This is a genomic window from Proteus sp. fly-1013, from assembly GCF_040140245.1.
In the GTDB taxonomy this organism is placed as follows: Bacteria; Pseudomonadota; Gammaproteobacteria; order Enterobacterales; family Enterobacteriaceae; genus Proteus; species Proteus mirabilis_B.
The window spans coordinates 25,286-42,549 of sequence record NZ_JBEEWD010000006.1 but is presented as its reverse complement, the minus strand read 5'-3'; the positions used below and the strand labels follow the sequence as shown (position 1 = coordinate 42,549).

Sequence of the window (17,264 nt, the reverse complement as noted above, 5' to 3'; positions counted from 1 at the left end):
CTGTGTTTAAACTAATAAGCCCGGGAAAATAGAACGTAATCCGGTCACAATAAATTCAATACCTAACGACATTAATAATAAGCCCATTATACGCGTAACCACGTTAATGCCGGTTTGCCCTAAATATTTCACTAATAGTGTTGCGCTGCGAAACAGCAACCAACAACAAAATGCAAAAAAGATACTGGTTGCAGCTAATCCTAAGAAGTTAGTAAAACCTTCCCAACGAGAACTCCACACAATACAAGAACTGATTGCTCCGGGTCCTGCCATTAATGGTAATGCTAAAGGCACAACAGCAACACTATTACGTACTGCGGATTCGTTTCGTTCTTGATTGTTTTGTTTATCTTCTCCTAAACGCCCATTTATCATGGTCATTGCAATAGTAACAATCAGCATTCCCCCTGCTATACGAAACGAGTCGATAGAAATACCGAAAATACTCAGTATAGAATCACCGATTAACAGAGAAGAAACTAAAATAATTGCAACGGAGCCATTCGCAATTAAGTTTGTTTTGTTACGCCCTGCATCAGTTTGATAACTCGTCATACTGATAAAAACAGGCAAAATACCAATTGGGTTTACAATCGCAAAAAGACCGACAAAAAATTTAATATAACCGGATAAATCCAGCAGTGACCCCATGAAAAGCCCCTTCTTGGCTAATAAACATGCGAATTATTCTATAAAAGATAGAGTAACTCCAAAAAATGCGCGTTACTTTAAATCAATAAACCAGTTAATTCTATTAGTTAACAAGTTTTTACCTAAAATATTCTCTTGTAAACCGATCAAAACCTAGTGGTTTAATTTTATATCGAAATAAACTATACGACAAAAAAATCGTTGAACATTTATTACATATAAGAATCATTCTCATAAATAGCCTTGCTGAAAGGTGTCAGCTTGCCAATTTTGTGATATACATCACGTTAATTAATTAGAAAGATGGTAAGCTGTTATCATTCGAAGAAAGAGGGTTACTTCGAAAATATATTTGTCTTTATTATTGTTTTTTTTAAGTTTTTTAAGCAAATTATGCCCTCTAATAATTATTACTGAAATAAGCACACTATCATCTATCTAGGCTATTCTTATTAGTTATGATGAAAACGGCTAATTTGCTTAAAAAATTTAACATTTTATCAGGAGTCTCTTTATGTCTGTAACTAACGTTACTGAACTCAATGATTTGGTTGCTCGTGTAAAAAAAGCTCAACGTGAATTTGCTAACTTCTCTCAAGAACAAGTTGATGCCATTTTCCGTGCTGCTGCATTAGCTGCCGCTGATGCTCGTATTCCTCTTGCAAAATTGGCTGTTAAAGAGTCTGGTATGGGTATCGTTGAAGATAAAGTGATTAAAAACCACTTTGCTTCTGAGTATATCTACAATGCGTATAAAGACGAAAAAACCTGCGGGATCTTATCTGAAGATCTGACTTATGGCACAATGACCATCGCTGAACCTATTGGGATCATCTGTGGTATCGTACCAACAACTAACCCAACTTCTACTGCGATTTTTAAAGCATTAATTAGCTTAAAAACACGTAATGGTATTATCTTCTCTCCACACCCTCGTGCAAAAGAAGCAACAAACCGTGCTGCTGAAATCGTCTTAAATGCAGCTATCGCAGCAGGCGCACCAAAAGATATTATCGGTTGGATTGATGAGCCTTCAGTCGCTCTATCTAACGCATTAATGCACCATGATGATATTAACCTGATCTTGGCGACAGGTGGTCCAGGCATGGTTAAAGCAGCGTATAGTTCAGGTAAACCAGCTATCGGTGTTGGTGCAGGTAATACGCCAGTTGTTATTGATGACTCTGCTGATATCAAACGTGCAGTAGCTTCAATCTTAATGTCTAAAACTTTCGATAACGGCGTAATTTGTGCGTCAGAGCAATCTGTTATCGTTGTTGACAGCATTTATAAACAAGTTCGTGAGCGTTTCTCTACTCACGGCGGTTACATGCTGACAGGTAAAGAATTAAAAGCTGTTCAAGATATCATTTTAAAAGACGGTAACTTAAACGCAGCCATTGTGGGTCAACCTGCAACAAAAATTGCTGAAATGGCTGGCATTGAAGTACCAGTAAATACCAAAATTTTAATTGGTGAAGTAAAAGAAACAACAGAAGCTGAGCCGTTTGCTCACGAAAAACTATCTCCACTATTAGCAATGTATCATGCTCAATCATTTGAAGATGCCGTGCTAAAAGCTGAAAAATTAGTTGAGATGGGTGGTATCGGTCATACTTCTTGCTTATATACAGACCAAGATAACTGCCCTGAACATGTTGCCTACTTCGGCGACAAGATGAAAACATCTCGTATTTTAATCAATACTCCAGCATCTCAAGGTGGTATTGGTGACTTATACAACTTTAAACTTGCTCCTTCTCTAACATTAGGTTGTGGTTCATGGGGTGGTAACTCCATATCTGAAAACGTAGGGCCAAAACACCTTATCAACACTAAAACCGTGGCGAAAAGAGCAGAGAATATGTTGTGGCATAAACTTCCTAAATCTATTTACTTCCGCCGTGGTTGTTTACCTATCGCACTGGAAGAGATTGCGACTGATGGTAAAAAACGTGCCTTTATCGTGACCGATGGTTTCTTATTCAACAATGGTTATGTTGATGAAGTCACTCGTGTACTGAAAAAATTCGGTGTTGAAACAGAAGTCTTCTTTGAAGTTGAAGCAGATCCAACATTAAGCGTTGTGCGTAAAGGCGCAGAACAGATGAACAGCTTTAAACCTGACGTGATCATCGCATTAGGTGGTGGTTCACCAATGGATGCTGCAAAAATCATGTGGGTTATGTATGAGCACCCAGAAACTCATTTCGAAGAATTAGCATTACGCTTTATGGATATCCGTAAACGTATTTACAAATTCCCGAAAATGGGTGTGAAAGCACAAATGGTTGCTATCACAACAACATCAGGTACAGGCTCTGAAGTAACACCATTTGCAGTAGTAACTGATGATGAAACAGGTCAGAAATATCCATTAGCAGACTATGCATTAACACCAGATATGGCTATCGTTGATGCAAACCTTGTTATGAATATGCCTAAATCTCTGTGTGCATTTGGTGGTTTAGATGCTGTAACTCACGCATTAGAAGCTTACGTTTCTGTATTAGCGAACGAATATTCTGATGGACAAGCACTGCAAGCATTAAAATTACTGAAAGAATATCTGCCTGCAAGTTATCATGAAGGTGCTAAAAACCCTGTTGCTCGTGAGCGTGTTCATAATGCTGCAACTATTGCAGGTATCGCTTTTGCTAACGCATTCTTGGGTGTTTGTCACTCAATGGCGCATAAATTAGGCTCTGAGTTCCATATTCCTCACGGTTTAGCTAATGCGTTATTAATTTCAAACGTTATTCGTTACAACGCTAATGACAACCCAACAAAACAAACTGCATTTAGCCAATACGACCGTCCTCAAGCGCGTCGTCGTTATGCAGAAATTGCTGACCACTTAGAACTTTCAGCACCGGGTGACCGTACTGCTGCTAAAATTGAGAAATTATTAGCTTGGTTAGAAGAAATGAAATCTTCATTAGGAATTCCATCTTCTATTCGTGAAGCGGGTGTTCAAGAAAGTGATTTCTTAGCAAGAGTTGATAAATTATCTGAAGATGCGTTTGACGATCAGTGTACTGGTGCTAACCCACGTTACCCACTGATCTCTGAACTAAAACAACTGTTATTAGATTCTTACTACGGTCGTGAATTTAATGAACATCCCGTTGTTGAAGTGAAAGAAGAGACAAAACCTGCTAAAAAAAGCAGTAAAAAATAATCGAAACACGCTGTGTTAGTGTGATCCTCAATATTTCGATTATTTGTTCTTAAATAAAAACCCAGTCCTATGGCTGGGTTTTCTTATGGCTTATTATTTATCTATATACATTTCGCTACTGATTTTTAAGATTGAGGAATATGGCGAGGTAAGTCACTATTTAGTCACAAACAATAAGTATTTACACTTAGTTGATGGGTTCAATTTTTACTATAAAAATAGTGCATTCCTTTATATGTTTATAATTGGCTCTAAAAAAAGCACTGAGCTACTTATCTCTTAAGTTACATCATTGCATTACCACATTATAAAAAGTGTCTTGTGAGCGATTACAGGGCTTGTCAAACTCCTCTCCTCTTTCATTAGTTGGTATAATTATTTCACTCTTACCTTATTCCCTTCATAAAATGACTATAACGAGATGTTATTTGAAACCATTGTGTTTGCGTTACGATTTGCAATCGTACTTTTATTCTTATCTGATAAAAAATAAATAGACTTAATCACATTGATTATTAATTAGTGATCAAAATATAGAAATCTAAATATTTTATATCTCTAGTTATCTTGGATTTATAAGAAACATAGTTTCAATAAAATATTATCAAAATGAGGTTTGTTATCTTGAATCTGCTAAAGTAATAGCGTAATAAAGGTCGCTATTTGTGCATTCCACTTAGAAATTACTCCTTTAGGAGTATGAAAGGAGCCTGTTTATCCGTATTAACTGGCATACAGCGAAGTGTTTTATTTATTCAATAACAACTTAAGCATCCCATAATCAGCATCTATAAAACCCGATATAAATGTTTCATTATACCAACCATAGATAAAAGAAATATTTCTTAGTATTTTATGACTATCTTTATTCAATTTTATTAAACTATGAATAATATAAATGCATCAAATGTCTCTTTCTCTTATCATTTGTAAAAAACAATATCGACATCACAAAACAAACACCTTACGTATATTTGATTATGTCTTTTTTGATTAATGATAATGAAATCGATGAAATAAATAAATTTTCCCATAAAAAAATAACATATCTTCACAGAAGAAAATCAACCGCACTGCAATTTGATATAAAAAAAGCCAATAAATTGGCTAAAATTTAAAAATATATAAACATTTTTTAGTATTACGTAATATAACATTTTATTTGAATTCTTATTTCATCCCCCTCTTTCACTCTGACAAATTAGTAAAAGAGGGAAAATGAAAAGGTTACTCTTGTTCAATACACCCTTTTAGTGTTGCCTGTGTATAATGCTTACGGCAGACTGAAACATATTTTTCATTTCCACCAATTTCAACTTGAGCACCATCACTCAGTACATTTCCTTTATCATCTAAGCGTAATACTTTATTCGCCTTTCTACCGCAGTAACATACTGTTTTAAGTTCTACGAGCTTATCAGCCCATGCTAATAAATAAGCACTACCTGTAAATAACTCACCTCTAAAATCCGTTCTTAGCCCATATGTGAGAACGGGAATATCATAGGTATCCGTTATTTCGCAAAGTTGTTCAACATGTGCCTTACTTAAAAATTGGCACTCATCAATCAATACACAGTGAATAGGCTGTTTGTTATGCTCAGCAACAATAACGTCACGAATATTCATATCATCACTAAAGAGTAATGCATCCGCACTTAATCCTATTCTTGAGCTAATCTTTCCCTTTGCAAAGCGTGTATCAATAGCCGCAGTGAAAATCAATGTGCGCATTCCTCGTTCATTATAGTTATAAGAGGATTGCAATAAAGATGTTGATTTTCCAGCATTCATGGCTGAATAATAAAAGTAAAGCTGAGCCATCAGCTCTCTCCTTAAATAGCGTTTATTTTCACGAGCGACAGTCTAACATAAACAATCTACAAGTTATCCATAACAAATATTTATTACCTTTATTTCTATTCTAGATATACCGCCGAAAGATGAAGTTCGTTGTTAATGCTAATTTTTGCTTAAAAAATAAATAGCTTTAATAAGTACTTAACATATTAAAACACACCTTGATATACCTTTATTAAAGTATGAAAGTTAGTCCGATTCCATTTTTAGAAAAAAGTCCGTTATTATAAAAAAATGAACAAAGCTTTCTATTCTTTAGCATTAGCGCTATCATCAGTTAAAAGATGCATTTCCTTACTAATATTTCCTTTATTGACTAAAGATGCCTCAACTTTTATTATTTTTTTCGTTGAGATATTAGTTTAAAAAAAAGAAATTTTACGTAAGGTTTGTATTTAGGTATTGCAGAAATTTAAATAGCAATCTATTATTAGTATTACATCAGCCAACAACATTTATTTGAGACCAGGAAAATGAGCGAATCTTTAAAAATATTAAATAACATCCGTACTCTCCGCGCACAAGCAAGAGAAACTTCTTTAGAAACTTTAGAAGAAATGCTGGAGAAACTCGAAGTTGTCGTTAATGAGCGTCGTGAAGAATTCTCATTAGAAAAAGCAGCTGAAGAAGAACGTGTTCAGAAATTACAAAAATACCGTGAAATGTTAGAAGAAGCCGGTATTGATCCAACAGACTTACTTGAAGCAAGTGCTGTTAATAAAACTGGCCGTGCTAAACGTGCAGCTCGCCCAGCTAAATACTCTTACGTTGATGAAAATGGTGAAACTAAAACTTGGACAGGCCAAGGTCGCACACCAGCTGTAATCAAACGTGCTATTGATGAAGAAGGCAAATCATTAGACGATTTCCTGCTGTAATTTAAGTCAATACTCTATTTGAAATACCCTTTTAATTATTTAAAAGGGTATTTTCTTGTTTACCTCATTTAATTTAAACAAGCGTTTAATTTTAATAGTGCTGATGTTGTTTGTATTAGATGTAGGTAAGCAAAAATAAAAAATGTAATAACTACGTTATTTATTTTTATTTATAATGAAAAAGGAGCTTTTATAGCTCCTTTTTTCTTTGATTTAATTAAACTAATATTATTAATTTTTATAATAACTTAAATACCAATCAACAAACTGTTTTACGCCATATTCTACTTCTGTATTCGGCGAAAAACCGATTGTCTCAGACAAATCTTGGCAATCAGCACAAGTAGAAAGAACATCACCGTCTTGCATCGGCATTAAATTCAATTTAGCTTTAATATTGAGTGATTTTTCTATCGCTTCAATAAATGCCATCAATTTAGTCGGTTGCCCATTACCCACATTATAGATTTTATAAGGTGCAGAACTTGACGATGTTTCACCTTTTTCTACTGTCCAGTTTTCATCTGCTTCAGGTATAACATTAACTAATCGAACTACTGATCCCACAATATCATCAACATAAGTGAAATCACGTGTCATATTGCCACCGTTATAAACATCAATAGGTTCACCGGCTAACATTGCTTTAGTGAACTTAAATAATGCCATGTCAGGGCGACCCCAAGGGCCATATACCGTGAAGAAACGTAATCCAGTTGTCGGTAATTGATATAGATGTGAATAACTATGAGACATTAACTCATTAGCTTTCTTTGTTGCTGCATATAATGAAACTGGATGATCAACACTATCTTCTGTTGAGAAAGGCTGTTTCTGATTTAAACCATAAACAGAGCTTGAAGATGAGTAGATAAGATGTCCAACTTTATTATGGCGACATCCTTCTAATATATTAATATGACCAACGATATTCGCATCAATATATGCCATTGGATTTTCAATCGAGTAGCGAACACCCGGTTGAGCCGCTAAATGAATAACTCGGTCAAATTGGTGTGATGCAAATAATTGAGCCACTTTTGCTGAGTCAACAATATCAAGTTTCTCAAAATGGAAATTTTCTAGCTGTTGTAATTTAGCTAATCGAGCTTCTTTTAAGCGCACATCATAATAATCATTTAAGTTATCTATTCCAACAACATGATAACCCATTTCGATTAAACGCTGACTCATATGATAGCCAATAAAACCCGCAGCACCTGTTACCAATATTTTCATATTATCACTCAAATAACCCAATAATTTATTTTTATGTCAACGCTATCATGCTTAATATCACCTTGATTAAACATCATAACGCTTAACATCGTCATACATTACAGAAATCAACATGGCCCAATACTAAATGCATTGAGCCATACCTTAATCTCTTACAATCGCTTTATCTAGCTTTTCCCATAAAATAACCAGCTTATTACGCAGCATGCACTTATAGGAATTATACAATGAGATTAACCATATAAATGATTATTAATAAACTTTATATCACTGTATCTTTAATGATTTTAGCCATTGTGCAAAATCTTCGCCAAACTCTTCGTGCTGTATTCCGTACTCTACGAAGGCTTTCATATATCCTAGTTTATTACCACAATCGTGGCTTTTCCCTTGTAGGTGATAAGCTTCAACAGGTTCTTTTTCAATCAGCATTGCGATTGCATCAGTTAACTGAATTTCATCTCCGGCACCCGGTGCGGTTTTCGCTAATAGTGGCCAAATACTTTCAGATAATACATAACGCCCTACGATAGATAAATTCGAAGGAGCTTCTTCTTTCTTAGGCTTTTCAACAACACGAGTAATTGGTTTACTATCACCTGGACATAAATTTTCGCCCATGCAATCAACAATACCATAATTAGAGACTTCATCTTCAGGAACAGGTTCAACAAGGATTTGACTTGCGCCTGAACGTTCAAAATGAGAAAGCATCTCTCTTAAGTTAACTTTTGTTAAATCCGCACTGTATCTATCTAAAATAACATCAGGCAGGATAACAGCGAAAGGTTCATCACCAATTAGTGGCTTAGCACATAAAATGGCATGACCTAATCCTTTTGCTATTCCCTGACGAGTTTGCATAATAGTGACATGGCTTGGACAAATGCCTTGTACTTCTTCTAATAACTGACGTTTTACTCGTTTTTCTAAAATCGCTTCTAATTCAAAACTCGTATCAAAATGGTTTTCAATTGAATTTTTAGATGAATGTGTAACAAGCACAATTTCATTAATACCTGCTGCAATACATTCATTCACTACATATTGAATAAGAGGCTTATCAACCACAGGCAACATCTCTTTTGGGATTGCCTTGGTTGCAGGTAGCATTCTTGTGCCTAATCCAGCAACAGGGATCACCGCTTTTCTAACTTTACGCACTGCTGATGACATTATACTTCTCCTGCAATTCGTACCGTTCTACTTTCAAATGTGAAGGGGTACAATTAAAAATAATCGCCAGAGTATACCAGCTAATATCTAAGGATAAACAGAGCCCTACCCGTTAATTGAGATAGTTCTTCATTTATGTTTAATATATGCACGATATTCTGTTTTTATTTAATCTAAATTTAACTTTTATAGATAGGGGAAAACATTAATTTAATCTGATTTGTGTTATCCCAAATTTTACATTGCCAATTTGTTCCCTCGCATTTTACTTGATTAATATATAAAAGTTGCAACGTACCTAAAGGGACACCACTATTTAATTCGAATTTTTTACTTTCTGTTTTTATTTCAGCTTTTAATCCTGCTGATGCTAATAGTATATTTTTTTTCTGAGTATGATAATAACCGAGTGTAATAGGAAATTGTCCTTTCACCCCAATCTCATTAAGCATTTTATTTAGTTTATTCAACATATTATACATACTTGGTAAAGATCGCACTTTTTCTGATGATTTTAATACATCATTAAAAACAACCCGTAAGAGTAAAGCAACCAAAAGCCCATTTTCATCATCTCTTGATATATCGACACAATAGAAAATAATTTGATCTTCTGATAAAGCCGCAATATCAAATAACAGACCCATTTTAGCGATATCATTTAATTGACGATAATTAACACAATATCCCGCAACAACTTGCTTAACCTGAGGTTGCATCTGTTTTATGAACGACTGAATATAATGGGTATCTTTTCGTAAGCTATTCCAAAGTGGTTCTAAATGTATACCTTCTATTAATACTGATTCAAAAAATCCAGGGCATAATACTTCAATGACTTTTTGTTTTAATTTATCAAGATGTGTTATTGGCTTAAGGAAAATCTCTTGTGCCCCTAAACGCAACATATCATCTATCTCAGCCATATTATCTGTACATGAAATAGCAATAACAGGAATAGCCAATTTTCGTTGTTCAAGATGACACAAAAAAGTGGGTCCATTCATTACTGGCATACGGATATCACATAAAATAAGATCAGGGAGCAATCCTCCCTCTAATAAAGATAATGCTTGGCTGCCATTATCAGTTGTATAGACACAAGCCTTCTCATATGAGAAGTATTCCGTCAACATGGTACGAAAAACGACCTCATCATCAATTATTAAGATTTTTTTACCCACTAAGGCTTTGTTCATTGGTGACTCCGGTAACTATCGTTTCACATGCTGATTAATTAGCGCTACATTATTAGTTTAGTTCAACATTGACGTTAATTATTCCCAATCGTTACTTTTTTCAATCTATGGGAAATCGTCATACTGATAACGTGAGTTAGGACATTATTTTGTCGAGTTTATGCCCCTGTAATAGCCAATTATTCTATTCTGATTGTTGTGAGCCTTACCATTTAGGTCAAAAAAACGCCCCAACAGCAGAAGCATTGATGCGTTCGCGTTATAGCGCGTTTGTTAAACATGATGCTGATTACTTAATAAAGTCGTGGCATCCTTCTTGCCGTGTTGCATCCTTGCATGATGAATTAGTTTCAGGTTTTCCAAATACACAATGGCTTGGACTTAATATTATCTCATCACAAGCGAGCACAAATAAAAATGAGGCATATGTTGAATTCTCGGCTTGCTTTATTGAAAGAAATGCCGATGATAAACAGTACTTACATGAACGCTCTCGTTTTCTAAAAATAGATGACTGTTGGTTTTATATTGACGGTGTGAAACCGAAAGTGGGACGAAACGATCCCTGCCCTTGTGGCTCAGGACGTAAATACAAAAAATGTTGTGAAAATAACATCAAATAACTGCAAACACAGAAGTAAAAGAAAGGATTTATCCATACATGCAACACCAAAATACTCAAAAAAAAATACTGCGTACTATTTGCCCTGATGCAAAAGGACTTATCGCTAAAATCACGAATATTTGCTACAAACATCAATTAAATATTGTTCAAAATAGTGAATTTGTTGATCATCGTACAGGTCGCTTTTTTATGCGCACCGAGCTGGAAGGTATCTTTAATGATGAAACCTTTCTTGCGGATTTAGATGATGCTTTACCACAAGGTTCAAAACGCGAATTAAATACCGCAGGCCGTCGTCGCATTGTCATTATGGTGACAAAAGAAGCACACTGCTTGGGTGACTTATTAATGAAAAGTGCATTTGGTGATTTGGATGTTGAAATTGCCGCTGTCATTGGTAACCACGACACGTTAAAACATTTAGTAGAACAATTTGGTATTCCTTTCCATCTTGTTAGCCATGAAGGCTTAACTCGTGATCAACATGATGAGAAGTTAATTGCACAAATTAATCAATACAAACCTGATTATGTTGTGCTCGCAAAATATATGCGTGTATTAACACCGGCATTTGTACAAAACTTCCCAAATCAAATTATTAATATTCACCACTCCTTCTTACCTGCCTTTATTGGTGCACGTCCTTACCATCAGGCTTATGAGCGCGGTGTTAAAATCATTGGTGCAACAGCACACTACGTAAATGATAATTTAGATGAAGGCCCAATCATCACTCAAAACGTGATTAATGTTGACCATACGTTTTCTGCTGAAGATATGATGAGAGCGGGTCGAGATGTTGAAAAGAATGTTCTTAGCCATGCTTTATATTGGGTACTTTCACAACGCGTTTTCGTTTACGGTAACAGAACCATCATTTTATAAGTTTTCTGTCACTAATAACGCACACAGTACAGCTATCTAAATGTAAACCGCGATATAAAGCATATCGCGGTTTATTTTTTATCCCTTATTAATATGGATCATATTGCTTAAAATCAATACGATAGCGCATAAAGCTTGAACAATGCGCACATTTTTACAGCAGTCAGTCGATTTTTAGCAAAATAGCGCTTTACAGATCTCAGGTATTTGGTATTATTGCGCCCGCTGTCACGGACAGCAAAACAATTTAATGTTGGTGGGATACCCAAGCGGCCAAAGGGAGCAGACTGTAAATCTGCCGTCACAGACTTCGAAGGTTCGAATCCTTCTCCCACCACCATCTCCTCTTAGCTTTACTCTCTAAAAATTCTTTTTATTCCATTTTATCAATTAAATCCAAAAATCGATTCAATACACTTGAGTGATACTTAGATTTATAGATATAACAGCTATACCGTATTTCAGGTTGAGTTAATGGTATAAAGCATAAGTCTGCCTCAAACTCATTTTTCAATGGGTTTTCGTCAGTTAATAAAAGAGAATGATGCGTTTGAATAAAACGTAAACAGCAATTAAGATCATCCATTATTCTGACACACACGGTTTTTCCTCTATTCCCGATTTCACTCTCTAATTTTTTTATCTTAGCTGTCTTGTATAATGCGGGATCACATAACCATATATTTTCACTTAAAAGCCTATCAATATTATTATTCATACTATTCGCGAGTATTTTTTGACAACAAATACCTAAGTATTTATTTTCTATTTTATGAAGAAGGCTAAATTTTTCACTAATAATTTTATCAGAGCTTAATATTAATGTATTACCATCATAGTCGGGTATTTCTTCAAAATTTTCTTTTGAAAATCGCATGATATTTATATGGGAATAATTTTTATTTGCCGCTTGATAAAACTGAGTTAAATACTGGCTTTTTCCCCAATCATAATAAACATGAATGCTATTGTTTATGATCCCCGAGATATGTTTTTTAGTTATCTCTTTTTCCTGAAGATAAAGCGATTTCAAATCATTATAAAGCTCAAGTCCTTCTTGGGTTAAACTCATACCAAACTTTTCTCGCTTAAATAAACGCTTTCCTAACACGGCTTCAAAGTCTTTGATAGATTTAGCGATAGGAGGTGTCGTGCGATTCATCACACGCGCGGCTTTACTTAACGAGCCATTTTCGACTACAGCCATAAAGGCTTCTAACTTACGAGAAAAAAACATAATTCACCATTCCTTTGCTGTGTAGAATAAAATAATTTCATCAATTCATTTAATGTAAATAAAATAGTGATTAATTAATTTAAAATTTAATTTTATATAAAAGCAGTTTTATATAAATATTCGTTTACCTCCTTTTAATGAATACAATTTATAACTACAATATTATTTTTATTATGTCATCATTCCTCACATATAAAGAATAATAATACTTATATTCTTCTATCAAAGATTAGTTTATGTTTCTAGTTTGTTTAATTAATATTTTTTGTTATGCAATTAATTATTTTTATTAAATTAGCACACTCTATTTAATGACTTTTATTTTTATCTAATTTTATCTTTCTCTTGATAAGCCGTGCCATCATTTCAGTGATTGGCTTACATTCATTTTATGATCCTGCTAGTATAAGACATCCTATTATTCAATATATAAATGGTTACAGTCACATGAAATTTGTCTCTTTCAATATTAATGGTTTACGCGCTCGTCCTCACCAGCTTGAAGCTATCATAGAAAAACATCAGCCGGATGTTATTGGACTTCAAGAAACGAAAGTTCATGATGATATGTTTCCATTAGATACGGTGGGTGCTTTGGGTTATCACGTTTTCTATCATGGTCAAAAAGGGCATTATGGCGTTGCTTTACTCACAAAAGAAAAGCCAGTTGCAGTGCGTAAAGGCTTTCCGGGTGATGATGACGATGCTCAGCGCCGAATGATCATGGCTGATATCGAAACACCAGCGGGTTTATTAACAGTCATGAACGGTTATTTTCCTCAAGGTGAAAGCCGTGATCATGAGACTAAATTCCCAGCAAAAGAAAAGTTCTATGCTGATCTGCAAAATTACCTAACCACCAGCTTAAAACCGACCTCTCCAGTACTTATTATGGGTGATTTAAATATTAGCCCAACAGATAAAGATATCGGTATTGGCGAAAATAATATGAAACGCTGGTTAAAAACAGGCAAATGTTCTTTCTTACCAGAAGAGCGTGAATGGCTGGCAACATTAATGGGTTGGGGATTAACAGATACATTCCGCCAGCAACATCCTGAAGCTGATGATAAATTCTCGTGGTTTGATTATCGTTCTAAAGGATTCGATGATAACCGAGGCTTACGTATTGACTTACTTCTAGCAAGTCGCTGCTTAGCGGATAATTGTATTTCAACAGGAATTGATTACGAGATCCGAGGAATGGAAAAGCCCTCTGATCACGCACCCGTTTGGGCTGAATTTAAAATCTAATTAAACCTTAATTCAATAAAAGCACTTCCCCGAGATAACAAAGGAAGTGCTTTTTATTTGTGCTTACTTATCCGTTGTTGCTTCTTTACTCTGCGCTTTATTTTTTGTCACGCCGGCTTTGCTACTTCCTTTCGTTGCGGCCTTACGCTTTTTATTATGCGCAGGTGCGGGAAGATTTCTGAAAGCTTGAATGTTCGGACGACGTTTCGCTTGAGTAATCAACTCCATCAAGGTGTTATTTAATGGCATCATAAAATCTTGATATTTAAATTGCTTCTCACTAATTTGCGTCAGTATCGATTCCCAATGTGCAGTCATGTCCGGTAAAGTTGCCATATCTGGCAATACATGAATTAATGCTCTACCTGCTGGGGTTGAGTTAATGGCTCGCCCTTTCTTTTGCAAAAAGCCACGCTTAAATAACAGCTCAATAATTCCCGCTCTTGTCGCTTCAGTACCTAATCCATCCGTCGCTCTTAGGATTTTTTTAAGTTCTTTATCTTGGACAAAGCGTGCAATTCCTGTCATAGCAGAAAGCAATGTCGCATCAGTAAAAGGTCTTGGAGGCTGCGTTTGTTTTTCAACAATCTCCCCTTTTTCACACAGCAACTCATCACCTTTAGCCACTACTGGCAATGCAGAACCATCATTTTCAGCATCCTGCTCTTTCGCACCTAATAATACTCGCCATCCTGCTTGCGCCAAAAAACGTGCTTTAGCGATAAACTTGCCATTCTCAATATCAAGTTCAATAACGCATTTACGATAAACAGCATCAGGCATAAATTGCATTAGATATTGGCGAGCCACAAGATAATAAATATTCTTCTCATTTTCACTTAATGAGATATTACCCGTTTTTGCCGTTGGAATAATCGCATGGTGAGCATCAACTTTTTTGTCATCCCAGCAACGATTCTTTTTATCAATATCTAAGGTATCTTGCGGTAATAGGCTTGCATCATGTGTGCTAATCGCATTAATAACAGCATGACGACCCGCAAAATGTTCATCAGGTAAATAACGACTGTCAGAACGTGGATAAGTGATTAGTTTATGCGTTTCATAGAGTCGTTGGCATGTATCTAAGACTTGCTGTGCGCTTAAACCAAAGCGTTTTGCCGCTTCAATTTGTAACGCGGAAAGCGAAAAAGGAAGCGGTGCTATTTCAGATTCTTGCTTATCTTGATAATCCGTTACATTGGCAGGTTTGTCTTTAATTCGCTCAACAACATGCTCTGCAAGCTTACGATTTAATAATCGCCCTTCTTCATCTTGCCAAGGTTCACAGTGCTCGCTTGGCTGCCAAATCGCAGTAAAGCGTTCATCGGCAGGTGTTACAACATGAGCTTTAACTTCAAAGAAATCTTTAGGCACAAAATTTTCAATTTCTTCATCACGACGAACCACTAAGCCTAATACGGGTGTTTGTACTCGCCCCACGGACAATACACCTTGATAACCATTGCGTTGACCTAAAAGCGTATAGGCTCGAGTCATATTAATACCATAAAGCCAGTCTGCTCTTGCTCGTGCCAAAGCAGATACACACAATGGTACAAACTCATGGTTATAACGTAGTTTATCAATAGCACGCGTCACTGCCGCTGGGTTTAAGTCATTAATTAAGCAACGACGCGCCTGTTTCCTTTGATCTTCGCTGATATTTAAATAGTTAAGCACTTCATCAACTAAAAGCTGACCTTCACGATCGGGGTCTCCTGCGTGGATCACTTCTTTTGCTTGCTTAAGTAGTGTTTTGATGGTTTCTAGCTGTTTTTTAACATCAGCTCGGGGCTTGAGTTGCCATTTTTCAGGAATAATAGGCAAATCATCTAACGACCAGCGGGCGTACCGCGGGTCGTATGCATCCGGCTCAGCTTGTTCAAGTAAGTGACCAACACACCACGTCACATACTGGTTATCACCACAAAGAATAAAGCCATCGCCCCTTTTATGAGGCTTTGGCAATACATCAGCAATAGCGCGAGCAAGGCTGGGTTTTTCTGCAATAAATAATCTCATTACGTTAGTTAGTCACTTCAATCAACGCTTTTCCAGCTACTGGTGCAGTTAGCTCGCCAATAGAAGTTAATTCGATATCAAAACGTGAAGCAACTTCTTTCACTTGTTCAACGGCTTCAGGCAATACTGCTAATAATAAGCCACCTGATGTTTGCGGATCACAAAGTAATTTACGTTGCATTTCAGTGATCTCACCAATTAAATGACCATAACTTTCAAAGTTACGACCTGTACCACCCGGAACACAGCCTTGTTCAATATAAGACTCTACTTCTGGTAATCTTGGTACTTGTGAGAAATGAATCGTAGCTTGTACACCAGAGCCGTCACAGATCTCGCTTAAATGCCCTAATAAACCGAATCCTGTAACGTCAGTCATTGCAGTGACGCCTTCGATATCAGAAAAATCAGAACCCGCTTTATTCATACGACACATAATTTCTGTCGCTAAACCTTGGTGCTCTGGTTTTAACAGACCTTTCTTCTCAGCTGTTGTTAATACACCGATCCCCAAAGGCTTCGTTAAAAAGAGCTGGCACCCTGCTTTAGCTTCACTGTTTTTCTTCACTTTGCTCACAGGTACGACACCTGTAACAGCAAGACCAAAAATAGGCTCTGGCGCATCGATTGAGTGACCACCAGCCAGCGAAATTCCTGCTTCTTGGCAAGCGGCTCGACCACCTTCAATCACTTCACGCGCGATTTCAGGTGCTAATTTATTAATAGGCCAGCCTAAAATAGCAATCGCCATAATAGGTTTTCCACCCATTGCAAAGATATCACTGATTGCATTTGTTGCAGCGATACGCCCAAAATCATAAGGGTTATCAACAATTGGCATAAAGAAATCAGTAGTGCTGATAATACCTGTACCATTTCCTAAATCATAAACAGCGGCATCATCTTTGGTTTCATTACCGACGAGTAAATGAGGATCATGAAATTTAGCTTGTTCACTATGTAAAATAGTTTCTAAAACTTTTGGTGAGATTTTACAACCACAACCTGCACCATGACTGTATTGTGTTAAACGAATTGCTTCAGACATAACATG

At 36.0% G+C, this 17,264-nt stretch carries 13 protein-coding genes and 1 tRNA gene; 6 read left to right on the top strand and 8 right to left on the bottom strand.

Going from position 1 to position 17,264, the window contains the following annotated elements; all coding sequences use genetic code 11:
* Positions 1-6: 6 nt before the first annotated feature.
* Complete coding sequence (locus ABN236_RS12435; RefSeq protein WP_088495370.1) at positions 7-651, bottom strand: YchE family NAAT transporter; 645 nt, start codon at positions 649-651, stop codon at positions 7-9.
* 514 nt (positions 652-1,165) lie between these two features.
* Here ABN236_RS12435 and adhE point away from each other — a divergent pair.
* Positions 1,166-3,832: a bifunctional acetaldehyde-CoA/alcohol dehydrogenase gene (gene adhE, locus ABN236_RS12430; RefSeq protein ID WP_088495369.1), complete on the top strand. Its 2,667-nt coding sequence runs from the start codon at positions 1,166-1,168 to the stop codon at positions 3,830-3,832.
* 1,227 nt (positions 3,833-5,059) lie between these two features.
* Here the strand turns inward: adhE and ABN236_RS12425 are convergent.
* Positions 5,060-5,656 (bottom strand): thymidine kinase, encoded by a 597-nt coding sequence (locus tag ABN236_RS12425; protein WP_023581977.1) that lies wholly within the window; start codon positions 5,654-5,656, stop codon positions 5,060-5,062.
* Between the two features lie 509 nt (positions 5,657-6,165).
* Here ABN236_RS12425 and hns point away from each other — a divergent pair.
* On the top strand, positions 6,166-6,570 hold the full coding sequence (gene hns / locus ABN236_RS12420; RefSeq protein ID WP_088495367.1) for a histone-like nucleoid-structuring protein H-NS: 405 nt from the start codon (positions 6,166-6,168) through the stop codon (positions 6,568-6,570).
* 231 nt (positions 6,571-6,801) lie between these two features.
* On the opposite strand, the gene ABN236_RS12415 is transcribed toward hns, so the two are convergent.
* From ABN236_RS12415 to rssB, 3 genes are all read right to left on the bottom strand, one after another.
* Positions 6,802-7,809, bottom strand: coding sequence for an NAD-dependent epimerase (locus ABN236_RS12415; RefSeq protein WP_318618872.1), 1,008 nt, complete (start codon positions 7,807-7,809; stop codon positions 6,802-6,804).
* Positions 7,810-8,076: 267 nt separating this feature from the next.
* Positions 8,077-8,985, bottom strand: a complete 909-nt coding sequence (galU, locus tag ABN236_RS12410; protein WP_194950641.1) for a UTP--glucose-1-phosphate uridylyltransferase GalU — start codon at positions 8,983-8,985, stop codon at positions 8,077-8,079.
* A gap of 179 nt (positions 8,986-9,164) precedes the next feature.
* Positions 9,165-10,184: a two-component system response regulator RssB gene (rssB, locus tag ABN236_RS12405; protein ID WP_349474112.1), complete on the bottom strand. Its 1,020-nt coding sequence runs from the start codon at positions 10,182-10,184 to the stop codon at positions 9,165-9,167.
* A 149-nt stretch (positions 10,185-10,333) separates the two neighbouring features.
* On the opposite strand from rssB, the gene ABN236_RS12400 reads away from it, so the two are divergent.
* From ABN236_RS12400 to ABN236_RS12390, 3 genes are all read left to right on the top strand, one after another.
* Positions 10,334-10,807, top strand: a complete 474-nt coding sequence (locus tag ABN236_RS12400) for a YchJ family protein (protein ID WP_194950643.1) — start codon at positions 10,334-10,336, stop codon at positions 10,805-10,807.
* A gap of 38 nt (positions 10,808-10,845) precedes the next feature.
* Positions 10,846-11,694 (top strand): formyltetrahydrofolate deformylase, encoded by an 849-nt coding sequence (purU, locus tag ABN236_RS12395; RefSeq protein ID WP_069368973.1) that lies wholly within the window; start codon positions 10,846-10,848, stop codon positions 11,692-11,694.
* 255 nt (positions 11,695-11,949) lie between these two features.
* Positions 11,950-12,034 (top strand) — tRNA-Tyr (locus tag ABN236_RS12390).
* Between the two features lie 33 nt (positions 12,035-12,067).
* Here ABN236_RS12390 and ABN236_RS12385 read toward each other — a convergent pair.
* Positions 12,068-12,931: a LysR family transcriptional regulator gene (locus ABN236_RS12385; protein ID WP_349474111.1), complete on the bottom strand. Its 864-nt coding sequence runs from the start codon at positions 12,929-12,931 to the stop codon at positions 12,068-12,070.
* A gap of 447 nt (positions 12,932-13,378) precedes the next feature.
* Here ABN236_RS12385 and xthA point away from each other — a divergent pair, with 447 nt between their 5' ends.
* Positions 13,379-14,185 carry an exodeoxyribonuclease III gene (gene xthA, locus ABN236_RS12380; RefSeq protein WP_088495362.1) on the top strand — a complete coding sequence of 269 codons (807 nt, stop codon included), beginning with the start codon at positions 13,379-13,381 and terminating at the stop codon, positions 14,183-14,185.
* Between the two features lie 63 nt (positions 14,186-14,248).
* Here xthA and ABN236_RS12375 read toward each other — a convergent pair whose 3' ends face one another.
* Together ABN236_RS12375 and selD are read right to left on the bottom strand one after the other, a co-directional pair.
* Positions 14,249-16,210: a DNA topoisomerase III gene (locus ABN236_RS12375; protein ID WP_349474110.1), complete on the bottom strand. Its 1,962-nt coding sequence runs from the start codon at positions 16,208-16,210 to the stop codon at positions 14,249-14,251.
* A 4-nt stretch (positions 16,211-16,214) separates the two neighbouring features.
* Positions 16,215-17,258, bottom strand: coding sequence for a selenide, water dikinase SelD (gene selD, locus ABN236_RS12370; RefSeq protein WP_088495360.1), 1,044 nt, complete (start codon positions 17,256-17,258; stop codon positions 16,215-16,217).
* Positions 17,259-17,264: the final 6 nt, after the last annotated feature.